Origin of the sequence: Pseudomonas karstica, assembly GCF_009707515.1 — a bacterium.
GTDB lineage: Bacteria > Pseudomonadota > Gammaproteobacteria > Pseudomonadales > Pseudomonadaceae > Aquipseudomonas > Aquipseudomonas karstica.
The window spans coordinates 46,501-65,007 of sequence record NZ_WLYI01000022.1; the positions used below are offsets into that span (position 1 = coordinate 46,501).

An 18,507-nucleotide genomic window follows, 5' to 3' on the forward strand; every position below is an offset into this window, starting at 1 on the left:
TCTTTCGTTCACGTTTGGAGAATGATTTGGATCTGGTCCAGCTGGAAATTTTCAAGGCGGTGGCGGAGCAGGGCAGCATCAGTTCCGCTGCCCAGTTGATTCACCGGGTACCGTCAAACCTCACCACGCGTATCAAGCAGTTGGAACAGGACCTGGGTGTAGACCTGTTTATTCGCGAGAAGAGCCGCCTGCGTCTGTCTCCGGCTGGCTGGAGTTTTCTCGGCTACGCCCGGCGCATCCTGGAACTGGTGCAAGAGGCACGCATGACCGTCGCCGGCGATGAGCCCCAGGGGCCGTTCGCCCTCGGCTCCCTGGAAAGTACCGCTGCCGTGCGGATCCCCGCGCTGCTGGCCGCGTACAACCAGAAGCACCCCAAGGTCGAACTGGCCCTGGCTACAGGGCCTTCCGGCACCATGATCGACGGTGTGCTCTCCGGGCACCTGAGCGCCGCGTTCGTCGACGGACCGGTGTTGCACCCAGCGCTGGAAGGCGTTCCGGTGTTTGAGGAAGAAATGGTCATCATCGCGCCGCTGCACCACCCGCCGATCACCCGTGGGCAGGACGTCGGCGGCGAGAGCCTGTACACCTTCCGGCCCAACTGCTCCTATCGGCATCACTTTGAGAGTTGGTTTACTCAGGATAGCGCCGTGCCCGGCAAGATCTTCGAAATGGAGTCGTACCACGGCATGCTTGCCTGTGTCAGCGCCGGTGCCGGGTTGGCGTTGATGCCCCGCAGCATGCTGGAGAGCATGCCGGGGTTTACGGCGGTAAGTGTCTGGCCGCTGTCGGACAACTTGCGTTTTTTGCAGACGTGGCTGATCTGGCGCCGGGGCACGGTGTCCCAGAGCTTGACCATGCTGGTGCGGTTGTTGGAGGAGCAGGGGTTGGTGAGGGCGCAGGCCTGATCAGCCTGCGCCCGCCTTTTAGTGGGTACCGCGAGGAATGGTCTTGAGCAGGTCTGCCGGGCTGATGTGGCCCACCACCTGCTGCACGCCGCTACCCGGCAGCGGAAGGCCAAGGATGTGCCCCTTGATCTTGCCCACTACGTGCATCTCGCAAGGCTTGCAGTCGAACTTCAGTGTCAGCACTTCATCGCCGTGAATCAACTGCATCGGTGCGACCTTGGTGCGTACGCCGGTGACACCCTTGGCCTGCTTGGGGCACAGGTTGAAGGAGAAGCGCAGGCAGTGCTTGGTGATCATCACCGGCACCTCGCCGGTTTCCTCGTGGGCCTCGAAAGCCGCATCGATCAACTTGACCCCGTGACGGTGATAGAACTCCCGGGCCTTCTGGTTATAGACGTTGGCAAGGAACGACAGGTGCGCCTCCGGGTACACCGGCGGCGGCGTGGTTTCTGCTTTGCGAGCGCCCCGTGGATGAGCCTGGATGCGGGCGACGGTCAGTGCTTCGATCACTTCACGGCGCACGGCCTTGAGCTGTGAGTTGGGGATAAAGAACGCCTGCGGTGCATCCAGCTCGATGGCCGTGGCGTGGTACTGGGTGGTGCCCAGTTGACCCAGCAGGTCGTGCAGTTGCTCAAGGGCCTGTTCCGGCTTGTTGGCCACGCCGAACGGGCCGGGCAGGGCTACGCTGGCGCTGACGCCTTCCTCGCTGGTGGCGGTCAATTCCAGGTGTTCTTCACGCAAGCGAGCAACCCAGGACAAGCCGACCCGGCGCTCGGCGGAGGTCTTGAGCAAGGCCTGCTGCCAGTTGTGATCCAGGTTGCGGTTCAACGGATGGTTTGGCCGCAGGTTGTGCAACCCGGCCGGCATTTCGTTGGGCTCAACACGGTAGCGGTAGCGTTTTTCACCGTCTTCATCGAACTCGCCTTTGGGCTCGGCGATGTTCGCGCGAAACCCCACGACCTCGCGCTTGACCAGCACGTTGAGGCCGTCACCGTTGGATAACGGTTCATGGGTTACTACCTGCAGGTCACGCTTGCCGGCTTTCTCCACAACGCCTACCGGCAGGCCGGTAAAGGTTGGAGTGTCAAAGGCGCCGATGTCGATCTTGCGATCACTGACAAAGTAGTCGGTGCTGCCGCGATGGAAGGTCTTTTCCGGATCCGGCAGGAAGAAGTGCGCGGTACGGCCGCTGGACGCACGGGTAAGGTCCGGGCGGTCCTCGAGGATTTCATCCAGGCGCTGGCGATAATAGGCGGTGATGTTCTTCACATAGCCCATGTCCTTGTAGCGCCCCTCGATCTTGAACGAGCGCACGCCTGCATCCACCAGTGCACGCAGGTTGGCGCTCTGGTTGTTGTCTTTCATCGACAACAGATGCTTCTCGAAGGCGACGACGCGGCCCTGGTCATCCTTCAAGGTGTAGGGCAGGCGGCAGGCCTGGGAACAATCACCGCGGTTGGCGCTGCGGCCGTTCTGGGCATGGGAGATGTTGCACTGGCCGGAAAATGCCACGCACAACGCGCCGTGGATGAAGAACTCGATGGCCGCGTCGGTTTCATCGGCAATCGCACGAATCTCCTGCAGGTTCAGCTCGCGGGCCAGTACCAATTGGGAAAAGCCGGCCTGATCGAGAAACTTGGCGCGCCCCAGGGTACGGATATCGGTTTGGGTGCTGGCATGCAACTCAATCGGCGGGATATCCAGCTCCATCACCCCCAGGTCCTGCACGATCAGCGCATCGACGCCGGCATCGTACAGTTGGTGGATCAGCTTGCGGGCCGGCTCCAGCTCGTTGTCATGCAGGATCGTATTGATGGTGGTGAACACCCGTGCGTGATAGCGACGAGCGAACGCCACCAATTGGGCGATTTCACTGACCTCGTTACTGGCGTTGTGGCGGGCGCCGAAGCTGGGGCCGCCGATGTACACGGCATCGGCACCGTGCAGGATGGCTTCACGGGCGATGGCCACGTCGCGGGCCGGGCTGAGCAATTCCAGGTGATGCTTGGGCAAGGACATAGTTTTTTTAGTCAGGCTTGTCACGGTCGAGGCGAGCATTGTATCTGCGAAATGTCTGATAGACATCCGTATCTCGGTCGGGCAGGCGACCGCTGGCTGAACGGTTCGCCGATAAACCTGTTGAATCAGCCCTTGGCCGCCATTGCGGTGACCTCCACCCGCATGCCTTCGGCTGCCAGGGCGGCTACACCGACAGCGGCACGTACCGGCCAGGGCTTGGAAAAGTAGCGCTTATAGACTTCATTGAATTCGGCGCGATCTGCCATATCAGTGAGGTAGATGGTCAGGTGCATGACCCGGTCCATGGAACTGCCGGCGCGCTCCAATGCCACCTTTAGGGCTTGCAGGGTGCATTCACTTTGCCGGGTGATATCGCCCAGTTCCAGGCTGCCGTCGGCGCGGGTGGGAATCTGGGTGGAGACGAGGATGCCGTTGAAGCCGATGACATCGGAGGAGATGGAGTCTGCGTCCGGGTCGGGGGTGAAGCTGAGGTCGTGGTTGGCCATGGGGTTCTCTTGTTCAGGGTAAGTGGGTTGCAGGTGGGGTTGGAGCCTCGACGGCCCCAACGCCACCCTGGTTACTGCTTGGCTGCCAGTAATGCCGGGGTTCGTGGCGGGACCAGGCGTTTGCTGCCGGCTGACTCGAACGCCGAGGCCAGGTGTAGCAACATGGAATCGTCATAGGCTCGACCGGCGAAAGTCAGGCCCACGGGCATGCCGATATCCGCCATGACGCCCATCGGCACGGTGACCGTGGGCACGCCTAGATGCCGAATGGCGAGGTTGCCGTTGGCGACCCAGACCCCATTGCTCCAGGCGATATCGGCAGACTGTGGATCGACATCGGCATTCGCCGGGCCCACATCGGCCACCGTCGGGAAGATCACCGCCTCGAGCCGCAACTGGTCCATCCAGTCCTCAAGGTCGACACGCCGTGTGTGTTCAAGCCCGCGCAACCCATCGGGCAACGTGCTGATTTCGTCCCACGGGGTAATGCCGCGTTCGGCCATCCGTACATATTCGTCCATGCCCGCGGCCAAGCCGTCTTCACGATTAGGCAGGGTGCCCGGATCATGGGGGAAAATCCGTGACCCCTCCACGTCCACCAGGCGGTTTAGCGCAGGATCGCCGTTTGCCCGCAGAAAATCGTCGAAGGCCCAGGCCGTCAGGTCCCACAGCTCATGGTGCAGGAACTCCCTGGACACCAGGCCACGGGTAAACACCGTCGGTGTGCCCGGGCGATCGCCTTCGCAATTGGAGACCAGCGGAAAATCGACGTCGACCACTTCGGCGCCAGCCGCTTCGAGCACTGTGCGAGCCGCCGCCCAAAGGTCAATCACTGAAGCCCGGGTATGGATGCGCTGCCCCGTTGGGCCGCCAATCCCGGGTGCCTCGCTGGTGCCTGCCGCAGCATCCGTATTGATGTACATGCGGGGCACGCCGAAGCGCTTGCCGGCGAGCGCGGCGGTATCGGCGGCCAGCGCGACATAGGAGGCCGGACGCACCGAGGCCACGCTCGGAATCGGTACCCAGGGTTGCATTCGCCACAGGTCACCGCGTACGTCCGGGTCTTCAGCCACCACCACATCGAGCACCTCGAGGAGGTCAGCCATGGTCCTGGCGTAGGGCACAACCACATCCATTGTTGGTGTCAGCGGCCAGTTGCCGCGCACCGAGATCACGCCACGGGAGGGGGTATAGGCACACAAACCATTGTTGGAGGCCGGGCCGCGCCCGCTCGACCAGGTTTCTTCCGCCAGGCCGAACGCCGCGAAACTGGCGGCGGTTGCCGTGCCGGCACCGTTAGATGAACCCGATGCGAAAGGTGCAGTGAGATAGTCAGCGTTGTACGGGCTCTCGGCCCGGCCATAGACCCCGCGCTGCATGCCGCCATTGGCCATCGGCGGCATATTGGTCTTGCCCAGGCAAATGGCACCGGCGGCGCGCAGACGTTCGATGGTGAATGCATCGCGGTACGCGGTCAGATTGGCGAAGGCGGGGCTGCCGGAAGCGGCGGTGAGCCCCTTGACCAGATAACTGTCCTTGGCCGTATAGGGAATGCCATCGAGCGGCCCCAGCGTCTCGCCCTTGGCCCTGCGAGTATCGGACGCCCGGGCGTCCTGGAGCGCATCGGGGTTGCGCACCACTATCGCGTTGAGGGCGGTGCTGGTGTGGGGGCCGTCGTAGGCATCGACCCGGGCGAGATAGGCCTGGACCAATTCAACCGCCGTGGTCTGGCCGGATTCGAGCGCAGCACGCAGCTGGGCAATGGAGACTTCGGTTACTTCGATCACGTTGTTCTCGCCGACTGCCGGTGGGTGGAGTAAGTAAACCCTTTGGAAATAGTCTACTGACAGAACTTTTGCAGTACCAGAGAAGGACCACGACCTGCGTCAGTTTTAACGTGCCCAAGGTGTTTCCACCAAAGCGGTGGGGCTGTTTTCACGGTTCCTAAAGTACGCCTCGGTTCTGCCGATAACGGATTTGAATCATTGGTTTTGCCAAGCCCTGAACAGCCGACTGGCTCCAAGCACGCGCACGTCTCGTCAGCCGTCTGCCCGCTTTATTCTGGCTCAATTACATGGAGTAAGAGTGAATGCCTCCCCACCCGCGCTTTTTTGAACATTACCGCAAAGCCGACCGAATAATGCTTGCCCTGATCTGGCTGATGTTCCTGTTCGCCTTGGGCTTGGCTTTCTGGCACGACACATTTATCCAGGCGTCTTTAGTCGGCGGTGGCACCAGTGTGTTGTTGACGCTGCTGTATCGCGCAATAGGCGGGACACGATGGATGCGATGTGGCTTGGCCATTGGCCTGATGGTCATGGCTGCCTTGCATATCAATCAGGCGCAGGGGGTCATTGAGTCCCATTTTGGTATTTTTGCGTTGTTGGCGGTGCTGACGTTTTATCGTGACTGGATGCCGATCCTGGTCGCCGCGCTAACCATCGCGGCTCACCATGTGGTGTTCCATGCCCTGCAACATCAAGGTTTTCCTCTCTACGTCATGGCGCATCACGGTGGCTGGACGATGATCTTCGTACATGCGTTCTATGTGGTCATGGAGACGATTGCTCTGCTATATCTTGCGGTGCATAGCCAGGCCGAAGCGCTCGAGAGCCAAGAAATGCTGGAGAAAATGTTGGCGGTTACCTCCCAGTTCACTGGCGGCGCTGACAAGGGAGATAAACAGAAGGTCCATGTATCGCTTGCGGGGCGTTTCGATCAATTCCTGAGGCAGATTACCGGGTTGATTGATGGTGTTGTTCGCGACTCTCATGGTTTGGGTGAACTGGGGCAAGAGCTTGCCAAGGCCAGCGTTACGCTGGAAAAAGGTGCAAAGCATCAACTGGCAGAGATTGCCCAGATGACAGGGTCGATGCAGCGGATGGGGGACGCGATGGGGCATATTGTCGTTCACGTCGAGCATGCCGTTGAACATGCCGGCCAGGCCAGCATGCAAATCGTTCGAGGACAGCAAAGCGTAAGCCGGGCCCAGCATGAAATCACGCAGTTGGCATCGCGAATAAAAGGCACCAACGAAACGGTACAGGTCTTGGCGGTACAGGCGGAGCAAATCGGTACCGTTCTGGAAGTCATCAGCAGTATTGCTGAACAAACCAACCTGTTGGCCCTCAACGCCGCAATCGAGGCAGCCCGCGCTGGCGAGCAAGGCCGCGGGTTTGCAGTCGTGGCCGATGAAGTTCGCAGCCTGGCACAGCGGACCGCCACTTCTACCAAGGAAATCAAAACGATCATCGAAGCCTTGCAGCACGGCAGCCGCAAAGCCGTCGAAGCCATGCGTGACAGTCGTGAAGGCGTGGAACGCTGTGTCGAAGATAGCCAACTGGCGGTCACGATGTTGCAGGCCGTGGGCGGCGATATATCACATATAGACCAACTCAATGAGCGTATTGTCACCACGACCCGCGAACAATCCACGGCGAGCTTCGAGATTGTCGGTCGCCTGCAGTCTGTGCAGAGCATTGCGCAAAACACCGCGGACGACGTCGAAACCCTTGCCTTGAGCAGCCAGCGCTTACCTCCGATCGCTATTCGTCTGGATGCACTGGGCCGAACCTTTCACCCGTGAGAACGGCCTGGAACAGCGCTTGAGGAGCGGTGTCCGGGCCTCTCGTCCATCAAGCCTGATCCGTTGATTATGGGTTTACTGCACCAGTAAGAGTGATCCGGAAACGAAAGCGAATACGAGTACGAAGCGGCGTAATCGCTGCTCGTTAATGAGGTGGCGAGCCCAGTAACTGGCGATCACGCCCAAGGCCAAGGGGAAACACAAGGTCAATACAGGTGAAATTTGCTTTGCGTGCAGATGCCCCCCTGCGGCCAAGACCACCAGTGAGATCAATTCACCGACCAAAAAGCACAGGGCCACAGAACCTCTTAGTGTGGCAACCGGCGAGTGTTGGTAAACAAGTGCAAGAGGGGGGCCGCCGACACCCGTGGCGGTCTCGGTGATACCTGTGATCAGGCCCGTTGAGATCAGGGCTCGACGCCCTGGCACGAAGGAAGGGGCTATCCAGGTTGCTAGACAAGCTGCAATTGTTGATAGGCCAATGAGCAAATTAAGTTGAGAGAGCGGTAGCCAGAACAGTATCCAGACTCCGCCGAAGGTCCCTACAAAACGTCCGAGTGTAATCCAGGAGCTCCCTCTGAAATCGATTGCCTTGCGCTCCCTCCATGCGATGGCCGCATTCAATGGCAGAGCAAATCAATAATACTGGACAACGTCAGCGCATTGATGCGCCCTTCGCCACGCTCGTGGTTCGTGAGTCCAGCTCGAAGTAGCCACGAAAAACAGCGCCGTCCTCGTTCCAAGTCCTTCAAGGCTCAGGTGATTCAAGAGAGCCCCCATCTGGCACGTGGCAGATGCCGCCGCAGAGAAGCGGCACCCAGTTATACGTCATCAACGTCGTAAGCGTCTGCTGGTTGGAGGAGTACTCAACGGTTTGCGCAGAAGGATGTCTGTATACTCGAAATTGAATTTTAATGTTTTTTATATGATAATAAAACATTTACAAGCGGCCTGTATGCTGTGAATATGTCTGTGCGAATTTAAAAAAACAAAATCGCCCGCGGTGCTGATCCCGATCAGGCCATAACAAAAACGACATAACACAGGCTTGAAGCCGGCACCTGCCCCAGGCCGGACTTTTCAGCGAAGGAGAATCTCTCCCGTGCATCGCTTACTCAACAGATCTCTGTGCGTCACCCTGCAAGCCCTTAGTGTGGTTGCCCTTGGCGCTGGTTTTGCTCAGGCCGACACTATGCTGCGCGTCGGTTTGAATGCCGATATCCGCAGCACCGAGCCCGGCGTCAACCGTGATGAAAATACCGACACCGTGATGCTGCACATCGTCGAAGGTCTGGTGGCCCATCGGGAGGACGCGTCTGTCGGTCCGTTGCTGGCCCGGGAGGTCCAGCAGTCCGAAGACGGCCTGAGCTACACCTTCAAGCTGCGCGAAGGGGTGCACTTTCAGAACGGTGCAACGTTGACGTCGGCTGACGTCAAGTGGACCTGGGAACACTACCTCAACCCACAGACGCAGTGGCGCTGCCTGGCAGAGTTCGATGGCCGTGGCGGAGCGAAAATCACCCGTATCGAAACCCCCGACCCGCTTACCGTGACGTTCCATCTCGACCAGCCAAGCGGGCTATTCCTGGCGTCGATGGCGCGTCCTGACTGTGCTGGCAGTGGCATCCTGCACCCGGACTCGGTGGCGGCGGACGGACGTTGGAAGGCCCCCATCGGCACCGGTCCTTTCAGCCTGTCCGAATGGAAGCCTGGCCAGTTCGTGGAACTGGCCCGCTTCAAGGATTACAGCGTACGTGAAGATGCCGCCCCGGACGGTTTCACGGGCAAGAAACAGGCGCTGGTAGATGTGCTGCGCTTCATGATCATCCCCGATGCGTCATCGGCGAAGGCAGCCTTGATGTCGAACAACATCGACCTGCTGCCGAACGTGTCCGCCAGCGATGCCCAGGAATTCAAGGCGATGCCGGGGATTCAGGTTTCGGTCAGTCCAATCATGGCGATCTGTGGGCTGTTGTTCCAGACCAACGACCCGTTGCTCAAGGATGTGCGCATTCGCCAGGCCATTGCCCTTTCGCTGGATTACGGGCAAATGGTCACTGCCTTATCCAATGGCTTGTCGGAGCCGAACAACTCGGCCATTCCCCAAACCAGCCCTTTCTATAGCGCAACGGCGAAACAAGGTTACCGCTACGATCCGCAAGAAGCCCAACGCCTGCTCAAAGACGCCGGCTACCACGGCCAGCCAATCAAGATGATCGTCAACAAACGCTATTCGCAGATGTTCGACATGGGCTTGTTGAGCCAGGCGATGGCCCAGGGCAGCGGTTTGAATATCGAGATGGAAACCCTGGAGTGGGGCACACAGCTGGAGCGCTACCAGAGCGGAAACTACCAGATGATGTCCTTCTCCTATACCTCTCGACTGGACCCGGCGCTAGGCTTTGATTCGCTGATGGGCGACAAGAGCAAAGAGCCACGCAAGGTCTGGGACAACCCCAAGGCTCAGGCGCTGTTGCGTGATGCGGTGCGCCAGAACGACACCGGCAAGCGCCAGGAGCTGTTCGACCAATTGCACAGGATGATGATCCACGACACACCGATGGTGATCATCTACAACGGCACCGTTGTTGGCGCTCTGCGCGACAGCGTGCGCGGTTATCACTCCTGGCCTGTGTCCACGCCGCGACTGTGGGGCGTCAGCCTCGCGGCACAGTAAGGCGGAGCCTGCTCATGTTGCGTTTTATCCTGCAAAAACTCGGGATGGCGATCCCGACCCTGTTGCTGATTTCAGTGATGGTATTTGCCTTGATCCGCTTGATTCCCGGTGACCCTGCACTGTTGATGCTCGGCGATATGGCCGACCCGCAGAGCCTGGCAGACATGCGCAGGACCCTTGGGCTGGATCACTCGTTGGTCACCCAGTTCCTGATCTGGTTCAAGGCGGTGCTCAGTTTTGACCTGGGTTTCTCCATCAGCACCAAGCAGGCAGTATTGCCGCTGATCCTGGACCGTTTCAGCGTGAGCGCAACCAATGTGATGATGTCGGTGTTATTGGCCACGCTGATTGCGGTACCGGTGGGCCTGGTCGCTGCCTGGAAGCAGAACACGGTGCTGGACCTGGGACTGGTCACGGCAGCCACCTTGCTGTTGTCGATTCCCAGCTTCTGGCTTGGCCTGCTGCTGCTTCACGCCTTTGGTATCCAGCTTGGCTGGCTACCGGTGGTGGGCTACGTCAGTTTCGCCCAGGCGCCCTGGCAAGCCATGAGCTACATGGTGCTGCCGATTGTCACCTTGACCCTGGTGGAACTGGGCGCCATCACCCGCATGGCCCGGGCCAGCACCATCGAAGTGCTGCGCCTGGAATACATCGCTCACGCCCGTGCCAAAGGTTTGTCTGAGCGTGCGGTGCTGTGGCGGCATGCCTTGCCGAATGCGTTTGCCCCCACCTGGACATTGGTCGGCCTGATCCTGGGCAATCTGCTGGGAGGCATCGCGGTGTTGGAAACCGTGTTCACACTGCCGGGCATTGGTCGGCTGATGGTGGACGCGATCTTTGCTCGCGACTACCCGGTGCTGCAGGGTTGCCTGCTGCTGATTACCTTCATCTATGTGCTGGTCAACCTTTGCGTGGACCTGCTCTACCCATTGTTCGACCCAAGGGTGAAGTTATGAGTTCGAATATTCCTTTGACGGCTGCTGCGGGCAATGCGGGCAAACACCCACGAGCCTGGCCTGCGGCCAACGCATTGATCGGTGGCAGCCTGTTGCTGGTGTTGGTTTTCCTGGCGTTACTGGGTTTGGTCTGGAGCCCGTTCGACCCGCTGCGTATCGACCTGTTGTCGCGTTTCCAGGCGCCTTCGGCCACACATTGGCTGGGCACCGACGAGTTTGGTCGGGATGTCTTCAGTCGATTGTTGATTGGTGCGCGCACCAGTTTGTGGGTCAGTCTGCTGACGGTCAGTGTGGCGGTGCTGAGCGGTACCCTGATCGGCATGCTCGCCGGCTATCTGCGAGGCTGGACTGACCGCGTACTGATGATGTTCAACGATGCGTTACTGGCCTTTCCGGGGATCCTGATGGCCTTGGGCATCATGGCAATCATTGGTGCCAGCAAGTACGGTATCGTCCTGGCGCTTGGCATTGCCTACACGCCGTCGGTGGTCCGGGTGGTGCGCGGCACGGTGCTGTCGCTGCGCGAGCTGGAATACATCGAAGCCTCGCGGGTGATCGGCAACTCCGAGCTGTACACCATGGTTCGGCATATTGCCCCCAATTGCCTGGCGCCGCTGTGTGTCCTGGCCACCAGCATGTTCGGCTGGGCGCTGCTCTCGGAAAGCGCCCTGAGCTTCCTCGGCCTGGGCGTGCCACCGCCGGCGGCGACCTGGGGCAACATGCTCGCCAGTAGCCGGCCTTACATTGCGTCAGCCCCCTGGCTGGGGATTTTCCCAGGCCTGTTTATCTGCCTGGCGCTGTTGGCGATCAATCTGTTTGGCGACGCACTGCGTGATCGTCTCGACCCCCGGATGAGGAAATGAGCATGTCAGCCAAGCCTGTTCTGCTGAGTGTGGAAAACCTGAAGATTCGCGTGGGTGAGCACGGACCGCTGGCGGTCGATGACTTGAGCTTCAGCGTGGCGCCGGGTGAGATCGTTGCGTTGGTGGGGGAGTCGGGCAGCGGCAAGACCATGGCTGCCCGTGCCGCAATCGGCCTGCTGCCGTTGCCGATGCAGCTCTGTGGCGGGCGCCTGGAGTTCCAGGGGCTCGACCTGGCCAGCGCTAATATCGAACAGCTGCGGGCCATTCGCGGGGCGAGCATCGGTATGGTGTTCCAGGAGCCAATGGTCTCCCTCAACCCTGCCTTGAAGATCGGTCGACAGATGAGTGAAGCCCTTAAGCTGCACACCGACCTGGATGCCGGGCAGATCCGAGAGCGTTGCCTGACCATGCTACGGCGTATCGGTATCAAGGATGCCGAAGGCTGCCTTGAATCCTATCCGCACCAGTTCTCCGGTGGCATGCGTCAACGGATCATGCTGGCTTCGGTGATGTTGTTGCGCCCGGCGTTGTTGATCGCTGATGAGCCGACCACCGCCCTGGATTGTCTGGCGCAACTGGACGTGATCGAACTGATGCTCGAACTGACCCGGGAGCAGGGTACGGCCATCTTGTTTATCAGCCATGACCTGTCGCTGGTGGCGCGTTATGCCCACAAGGTAGTGGTAATGCGTCATGGCCAATCGGTGGAGCAGGGCAGTATCGAAGAAATCTTGCTGACACCCAAGGCCGAGTACACCCGCCAGTTACTGGAGGCATTGCCACGCCGTGGCACATTGGCAACGTTGCCCGAAAGCAGCGGGCCGCTGGTGGAGGTCGACCAGGTGTGTATCGAGCATCCGGGACCGACTTCGTTTTGGGGCAAACGCCATTTCAAGCGCGTCGTCCATTGCGCCAGTCTAGCCATCGCGCCGGGAGAAACCCTGGCTCTGGTGGGCGGCAGCGGTTCGGGCAAGACCACTCTCGGCCGTTCGTTGGTGGGTTTGATCAAACCCTGCGCCGGTGCGATCCGCTTCAAGGGCGTGGATATCCTCAAGGCTGCCAACCGCACCCATCGGTTGCAATGCCAGATGATCTTCCAGGACCCCTATTCATCCCTCAATCCACGGATGAAAATCGGTGAGATCCTTGCCGAGCCTTTGCGTCACGAGCCCGGCCTGAATGCCGGCCAGCGTCGCGAACGGGTGGCACAGACCCTGCGTGACGTGGGCCTGGCTGAACAGTTTGTCGAGCGCTTTCCCCATCAACTGTCAGGCGGCCAACGCCAACGCGTAGCCATTGGGCGCGCCTTGGTACGCCATCCGCAGTTGGTGATCGCCGATGAGCCGATTTCCGCGTTGGACATGACTATCCAGAAGCAGATCCTCGAACTGTTCGAGCGCCTGCAGGCGCAATACGGCTTTGCCTGCCTGTTCATCTCCCATGACCTTGCGGCGGTGGAGCGCATTGCCCATCGGGTGGCGGTGATGCATCAGGGCGAAGTAGTGGAGGTGGGGGGCCGGGAGCAAATCTTCGACCGCCCGCAGCACCCCTATACCCGCCAGTTACTGGCAGCCGCCAGCCCCCTGGAGAAACTGGCCGACGGCGGTTACCGAATACGACCCACCCACCTTTGAATTAACACCCCCGGTCTCCCCGCGCGCTCGCCTGAAACGGGCGCGATGGGGGAAGCCATGTCCAAAAAAACAATAAGACCTACTCACCCACAACGACTGCCAGGAGCCATGCGCATGAATAATAATCTGAACCTGATCTTGAAAGGCGTCGGCCTTATGAGCGGGGGCCTCTTATGTGCCCCGGCCTATGCGGACTTCATCAAGGACAGCAAGGCCAATCTGGAGCTTAAAAACTACTACTTCAACCGTGACTACCGCGAAGATGCCGGGCAGTCCAAGCGCGAGGAATGGGCCCAGGGTTTTATCCTCAATCTGAAGTCGGGTTTCACCGAAGGCACGGTTGGTTTTGGTGTCGATGTGGTCGGTATGCTCGGCCTGAAGCTCGACTCCAGCCCGGACCGCTCGGGCTCCGGTCTGTTGTCACGGGACAATGAGGCCGAACCGGGCAAGCCAAGCTACGCCAAGCGCGCCCAGAATGAGTACTCCAAGTTGGGCGTGACCGGCAAAGTGCGCTTTGCCAAGAGCGAGCTACGCAGCGGTTATCTGCTGCCGGACTTGCCCACGTTGCAGCCCAACACCAGTCGCCTGTTCCCGCAGACCTTTCGCGGTACTCAACTGACTTCCGGGGATATCACTGGCCTGGCATTGACCGCAGGTCAGATCGACCGGACCAAGCAGCGTGAGTCCACCGACTACGAGGACATGGGCCTGACCAGTCAAAATGGTGCCTACAAGAGCTCGGCCAAAAGTGACCAGTTCCGCTTCCTGGGGGGTGATTACAAGGTCAATCCGAACGTGACCCTGACTTACCATTTTGCGCAGTTGGAGAATATCTACCAGCAGCACTATGTGGGAATGAAAAATAGCTTCGCCCTCGGTGACGGCACGCTGAAAACCGACATCCGCTATTTCGATGCGGACAAGTCCGGTGCAGGGCTGGCGGGCAAGGTCGACAACCGCGCACTGAGTACTCGCCTGACGTATAGCTACAGGGGCCACAGCCTGGGCGGCGGCTACCAGGAACAGTATGGCGATACGCCGTTTACCTATGTGGACGGCACCAACACTTATCTGTTCTCCGAGTATCAACTGAGCAACTTCTCACAGACCAATGAGCGGGTGTGGCATGCCCGTTACGACTTCGACTTTGCAGCGCTGGGGATTCCCGGCTTGACGTTCTCGACACGCTGGGCCCGGGGTGATCAGGCCCAGGTGAAGGGGTTTGAGGGTGAGGGACGTGAGTGGGAGCGGGATATCGACTTGGGGTATGTGTTTCAGTCGGGAGCGCTCAAGGGAGTTTCCCTGCGCTGGCGCAATGGCTTGAATAAAGCCAACTACCTGCGGGACATGAGTGAAAACCGGGTGATTGTTGGTTATACCGTGGCGCTTTGGTGATGAATATGGGCCTACAGGGTTCCCTCGCTCCGGCATTGCTCCGTGGGCCCTACGCATCATCCCTTATTCCGTGCGACCCCCATTTTACTGGCAACTTCCAGGTGCCGATGAAGCAGGGTCGAAGCCCATTCGTGATCCCCCTGTTCCAGGGCATCAAGAATCGCCAGGTGTTCACGGCAAGACACCTTGACCCGCTCGACGTTGCTGGCCGAGTGGAATTCGGTCAGGCGGCGCAGACGGTTCTGTTGCTGGATCGCTTGCAGGATATAGGTATTGCCGGACGCAGTGGCGAGCAGCTCATGGAACTCGGCGTTGCTTTCGAAAAAGCGCTGGCCGTCGACCTGCCCTTCAAGCAGTTCAAGCTGACGTTCGCGGCAGCGCCGGAATTGCTCGGCGTTGATCTTGAAGCTCGGCTCCAGCAACCCGGCTGGCTCCAGCAACATGCGAAAGCGATAGCTCTCAAAACGCGTCTGCGGGCTGCTCAAGGTCGGCAGGAACAACCAGCCATGACCGTGCTTGCGCTGCATCACGCCTTCATCGGAGAGACGCAGCAGGCAACGTCGCAGCACGCTTTTGCCGACGTTGTAGCGGCGCAACAGATCGCTTTCGGAAATCTGGTCGGGCAACAACTGGTTCAACCGGTCGTCAATCACCCGGGTGTACAGGTCATCTTCCTCGTTGTGCAGTTCGCTGGCCTGTTGCGCCAGGCCGCTGGTGGTTTGCAGCGGTACGCGAAAACCCTGTTGGGGCAACGGCTCAATCAGCTTTTGTTCAGCCAGGTACGACAGGGCACTGCGGATCGGCGAACGGGACACACCCAGGCGCTGGGTCAGTTCGACTTCCTTGAGGTGGCTACCGGGTTGCAGGTCGCCCGAGGCAATGGCGGACAGGATCTGGCCAGCGACTTTGGTCTGCAGCGAGGTGAGTTGAGACATGGCGCGTGGACGTTCCTGTGACAGGGGTGGGAAGGATAACCGAAAACCATGGAAAGCTTCGATACAGCGGAAACTGAATTATAGGCCGCTCAAATACATGTAGGCGCTACCGATAAATTTTTATCTGTATTATTTGAAATATAAAAACACTGTCGATGCATGAAGTGGCCATTTTGAGGATGCTTTGTTATGACCTATGTACCCCTGCCCAGAGCCTTGCCCCATGAAAGGGGAGTCGATGCCCGTGGCATTGTTGATTTCCTCGCGGCAGTCGCGGAAGCGGGACTCGAGTTGCACAGTTTCATGCTCTATCGCCAGGGGGCTGTGGTGACAGAAGCGTTCTGGCAACCGTACTCGGCCCGGCGCAAGCACGTGCAGCATTCTGCGACCAAGAGCTGGACTGCCACCGCTGTCGGTCTGCTGGTGGATGATGGGCGCTTGAAGCTCAATGACACCGTGATCAGCTTTTTCCCTGAACTGTGCCCGGTGGAGGTCAGTGCGAACCTCGCGGCCATGACCGTGGAAGACCTGCTGACCATGCGCACCGGCCATCAACGGGGCATCTCCGGCGGCGCCTGGCGCAACCTGCAAAGCAGTTGGGTTGCAGCCTTCTTGCAAGAACCGGTGGATGAGCCACCTGGCAAGTCGTTCATCTATAGCAGTGCCTCAAGTTTCATGTTGTCGGCAATTGTCACGCAGGTCAGCGGGCAAACGATGCATGCCCTGCTGGAGGAGCGGGTCCTTGGCTTTCTTGGCCTGGACCCACTGGAGTGGGACCTGGCGCCCGGAGGCTTCAATTCCGGGGGCAACGGTCTGAGTTGCACCACCGAAGACTCGTTGAAATTTGGCGTACTGCATCTGAATCAGGGCCAGTGGCAGGGCCGCCAGTTGCTGTCGCCGAAATGGATTGGCGAGGCCACCCGCAATCAGGTCGAAGACGTGTGGATGGGGGAGTTCGACGGCAAGCAGTACCTGCCGCGCAGCAAAGACGCCGCCAACGAAGTGCCGCGTGAGGGTTACGGCTACCAGTGGTGGATGACCAAGCACGAGGGTTACTACGCCTCAGGCGTCTTTGGCCAGTACTGCATCGTCCTGCCGGAGCAGGACACCGTGATCGCCTTCACCTGCGGCTTGCGCCTGGGCGAGCGACGTTTGCACGCGGCGCTCTGGGAGCATTTATTCCCGGCGTTGGGACGTGACGCAACGGATCCCAAGGCCTGCCAGGCACAACTCGATGCGCTGCTCGAGGGCCTGCGCCTGCCCATGCTGCAGGGCCTGAAGCAGTCGTCCAGTGCCCTGGCGCTGCAAGGGCGTTTTGCCATTGAACCGAACGAAGATGGGGTTCGTGAAATAGCATTCGATTTCCAGGCAGACTACTGCGACTTCAGCCTGGTGGACCACCGTGGTTCGCACCACTTGCGTATCGGTTTGCAGCAGCCCATCGAGTCCAGCACCAGCCTCACCGGCAACTATTTGCACCATCAATATCAACCAGAACAAACCCCGGTGATCGCCCACGGCTGTTGGGCGGCGGATGGCGAGTTGCTAATGGACTGGCGCTTCGTCGAAACCGCCTTCGCCGACCACGTCAGTTGCCGCGTTCAAGACGGGTGCTTGCTGTTCGATCGCGGCGTCAACACCAATGCCGGTTCCATGCAACGCCCGACGTTGACCGGTTCGCGGCTCTGAGCGCTTCATTCACTTTACGGAATACATCCCCATGAACCAGACCTCGGCCCTGTGGGCTCCTTTTACCGCAATGCGTCCATTCAATCGCCAACCGATGTTGTTCGACAGTGCTGCGGGCATGCACTACACCACCACCGACGGGCGCCAGGTGCTCGATGCCATGGCCGGGTTGTGGTGTGTCAATGCCGGTCATGGCCAGGCGCGGATTGTCGAGGCGATTCGCGAAGCGGCTGGTCGGTTGGATTTTGTGTCGTCGTTCAAGATGAGTCACCCGGCGGCGCTGACCATGGCCGACCAATTGGTGGCGATAGCGCCAGCGGGCCTGGATAAAGTGTTTTTCACCAACTCGGGCTCCGAGGCGGTGGACACTGCCCTGAAGATTGCCCGTGCCTACCACCAGGCCCGGGGTGATAGCCGTCGGACCAAGCTGATCGGTCGCGCCAAGGGCTATCACGGCATGGGCTTTGGTGGGCTGTCGGTGTCCGGTATCGGCCGCCAGAAGCGCGATTTCGGACCTTTGTTGGGGGATGTGGCACACCTGCCGCTGCCGTATGACGCCAGCCTGCGGTTCAGCTCTGGCCAGCCTGAACAGGGCGCTCACTATGCCGATACGTTGCTGCAACTGCTGGACATCCACGACCCGGCCACGGTGGCGGCGGTGATCGTCGAGCCGGTGACCGGTTCGGGTGGTGTCTACGCGCCGCCCCTGGGTTACCTGCAAAGACTGCGGGAAATATGCGACCGCCACGGCGTACTGCTGATTTTCGACGAAGTGATTACCGGTTTTGGCCGGCTGGGCCACTCGTTTGCGGCTCAAACATTCGGCGTGACCCCCGACTTGATGACTCTGGCCAAGGGCCTGACCAACGGCGCAGTGCCCATGGGCGGCGTACTCGTCAGTGGCACGGTGTACGAAGCGTTCATGAATGGCCCCGAGCAGGCCATTGAGTTGATGCATGGCTACACGTATTCGGCTCATCCACTGGCCTGCGCGGCAGGCCTGGCAACCCTGGCGGTGCATGAAGAGTTGGGCATCAATGCCCATGTCCAGCACATCGCGCCGGTCTGGCAGAGCGCGGCATTGGCGCTGCGCGAGCAGGGCCTGGTACTGGACGTGCGCGCCATCGGCATGCTCTGCGCGGTTGAGCTCAAGCCCCGTGACGGTGCCCCCGGCGCTCGTGCAGCCGAAGCGGCCCAGCGTTGTTTCGATGCAGGCCTGCTGGTACGTGCCTCGGGTGAGAACATCGTGCTATCGCCACCGTTGATCGTCAACGAAGAACAGATCGCCCTGATCTTCGACACCTTGCATTGCGCACTCGACGCAATTGCCTGAGGAGGCTCG

14 protein-coding genes are annotated in these 18,507 nt (G+C 59.9%); 9 read left to right on the forward strand and 5 right to left on the reverse strand.

Annotation, left to right across the window (positions count from 1 at the left end; translation table 11 throughout):
• The first annotated feature begins 26 nt into the window (after positions 1-26).
• Positions 27-905, forward strand: coding sequence for a putrescine utilization regulator PtrR (gene ptrR, locus GIR22_RS16545; protein WP_154744379.1), 879 nt, complete (start codon positions 27-29; stop codon positions 903-905).
• Between the two features lie 18 nt (positions 906-923).
• Here the strand turns inward: ptrR and GIR22_RS16550 are convergent, their stop codons facing one another.
• From GIR22_RS16550 to GIR22_RS16560, 3 genes are all read right to left on the reverse strand, one after another.
• Positions 924-2,924: a peptidase U32 family protein gene (locus GIR22_RS16550; protein ID WP_154744380.1), complete on the reverse strand. Its 2,001-nt coding sequence runs from the start codon at positions 2,922-2,924 to the stop codon at positions 924-926.
• A 125-nt stretch (positions 2,925-3,049) separates the two neighbouring features.
• The gene (locus GIR22_RS16555) at positions 3,050-3,430 is read right to left on the reverse strand and encodes a RidA family protein (RefSeq protein WP_154744381.1); all 381 of its coding nucleotides are present in this window, start codon (positions 3,428-3,430) and stop codon (positions 3,050-3,052) included.
• Between the two features lie 71 nt (positions 3,431-3,501).
• On the reverse strand, positions 3,502-5,217 hold the full coding sequence (locus GIR22_RS16560; RefSeq protein WP_178122314.1) for an amidase: 1,716 nt from the start codon (positions 5,215-5,217) through the stop codon (positions 3,502-3,504).
• A 302-nt stretch (positions 5,218-5,519) separates the two neighbouring features.
• Here GIR22_RS16560 and GIR22_RS16565 point away from each other — a divergent pair, with 302 nt between their 5' ends.
• On the forward strand, positions 5,520-7,016 hold the full coding sequence (locus GIR22_RS16565) for a methyl-accepting chemotaxis protein (protein WP_154744383.1): 1,497 nt from the start codon (positions 5,520-5,522) through the stop codon (positions 7,014-7,016).
• Between the two features lie 75 nt (positions 7,017-7,091).
• On the opposite strand, the gene GIR22_RS16570 is transcribed toward GIR22_RS16565, so the two are convergent.
• On the reverse strand, positions 7,092-7,640 hold the full coding sequence (locus GIR22_RS16570) for a sulfite exporter TauE/SafE family protein (protein ID WP_246208414.1): 549 nt from the start codon (positions 7,638-7,640) through the stop codon (positions 7,092-7,094).
• 568 nt (positions 7,641-8,208) lie between these two features.
• On the opposite strand from GIR22_RS16570, the gene GIR22_RS16575 reads away from it, so the two are divergent.
• The 5 genes from GIR22_RS16575 (at position 8,209) to GIR22_RS16595 (ending at position 14,541) form a co-directional block, all read left to right on the forward strand.
• Complete coding sequence (locus GIR22_RS16575) at positions 8,209-9,693, forward strand: ABC transporter substrate-binding protein (protein WP_154744434.1); 1,485 nt, start codon at positions 8,209-8,211, stop codon at positions 9,691-9,693.
• A 14-nt stretch (positions 9,694-9,707) separates the two neighbouring features.
• Complete coding sequence (locus tag GIR22_RS16580) at positions 9,708-10,649, forward strand: ABC transporter permease (protein WP_154744384.1); 942 nt, start codon at positions 9,708-9,710, stop codon at positions 10,647-10,649.
• The gene (locus GIR22_RS16585; protein ID WP_154744385.1) at positions 10,646-11,512 is read left to right on the forward strand and encodes an ABC transporter permease; all 867 of its coding nucleotides are present in this window, start codon (positions 10,646-10,648) and stop codon (positions 11,510-11,512) included. The genes GIR22_RS16580 and GIR22_RS16585 overlap by 4 nt, the downstream gene beginning before the upstream one ends.
• A gap of 2 nt (positions 11,513-11,514) precedes the next feature.
• The gene (locus tag GIR22_RS16590; RefSeq protein ID WP_154744386.1) at positions 11,515-13,146 is read left to right on the forward strand and encodes a dipeptide ABC transporter ATP-binding protein; all 1,632 of its coding nucleotides are present in this window, start codon (positions 11,515-11,517) and stop codon (positions 13,144-13,146) included.
• A gap of 114 nt (positions 13,147-13,260) precedes the next feature.
• Positions 13,261-14,541, forward strand: coding sequence for an OprD family porin (locus tag GIR22_RS16595; RefSeq protein WP_154744387.1), 1,281 nt, complete (start codon positions 13,261-13,263; stop codon positions 14,539-14,541).
• 56 nt (positions 14,542-14,597) lie between these two features.
• On the opposite strand, the gene GIR22_RS16600 is transcribed toward GIR22_RS16595, so the two are convergent.
• Complete coding sequence (locus GIR22_RS16600) at positions 14,598-15,476, reverse strand: GntR family transcriptional regulator (RefSeq protein ID WP_154744388.1); 879 nt, start codon at positions 15,474-15,476, stop codon at positions 14,598-14,600.
• Between the two features lie 189 nt (positions 15,477-15,665).
• On the opposite strand from GIR22_RS16600, the gene GIR22_RS16605 reads away from it, so the two are divergent.
• Positions 15,666-17,165 (forward strand): serine hydrolase domain-containing protein, encoded by a 1,500-nt coding sequence (locus GIR22_RS16605; protein WP_154744389.1) that lies wholly within the window; start codon positions 15,666-15,668, stop codon positions 17,163-17,165.
• Positions 17,166-17,196: 31 nt separating this feature from the next.
• Positions 17,197-18,498 (forward strand): omega-aminotransferase AptA, encoded by a 1,302-nt coding sequence (gene aptA / locus GIR22_RS16610; protein ID WP_154744390.1) that lies wholly within the window; start codon positions 17,197-17,199, stop codon positions 18,496-18,498.
• Positions 18,499-18,507 lie beyond the last annotated feature (9 nt).

Coding starts and splice junctions, on each gene's coding strand:
- aptA (WP_154744390.1), top strand. CDS start 17,197: ATGAACCAGACCTCGGCCCTGTGGGCTCCTTTTACCGCAATGCGTCCA.
- GIR22_RS16595 (WP_154744387.1), top strand. CDS start 13,261: ATGAATAATAATCTGAACCTGATCTTGAAAGGCGTCGGCCTTATGAGC.
- GIR22_RS16585 (WP_154744385.1), top strand. CDS start 10,646: ATGAGTTCGAATATTCCTTTGACGGCTGCTGCGGGCAATGCGGGCAAA.
- GIR22_RS16550 (WP_154744380.1), bottom strand. CDS start 2,924: ATGTCCTTGCCCAAGCATCACCTGGAATTGCTCAGCCCGGCCCGCGAC.
- GIR22_RS16580 (WP_154744384.1), top strand. CDS start 9,708: ATGTTGCGTTTTATCCTGCAAAAACTCGGGATGGCGATCCCGACCCTG.
- GIR22_RS16600 (WP_154744388.1), bottom strand. CDS start 15,476: ATGTCTCAACTCACCTCGCTGCAGACCAAAGTCGCTGGCCAGATCCTG.
- GIR22_RS16605 (WP_154744389.1), top strand. CDS start 15,666: ATGACCTATGTACCCCTGCCCAGAGCCTTGCCCCATGAAAGGGGAGTC.
- GIR22_RS16555 (WP_154744381.1), bottom strand. CDS start 3,430: ATGGCCAACCACGACCTCAGCTTCACCCCCGACCCGGACGCAGACTCC.
- GIR22_RS16590 (WP_154744386.1), top strand. CDS start 11,515: ATGTCAGCCAAGCCTGTTCTGCTGAGTGTGGAAAACCTGAAGATTCGC.
- GIR22_RS16575 (WP_154744434.1), top strand. CDS start 8,209: ATGCTGCGCGTCGGTTTGAATGCCGATATCCGCAGCACCGAGCCCGGC.
- GIR22_RS16565 (WP_154744383.1), top strand. CDS start 5,520: ATGCCTCCCCACCCGCGCTTTTTTGAACATTACCGCAAAGCCGACCGA.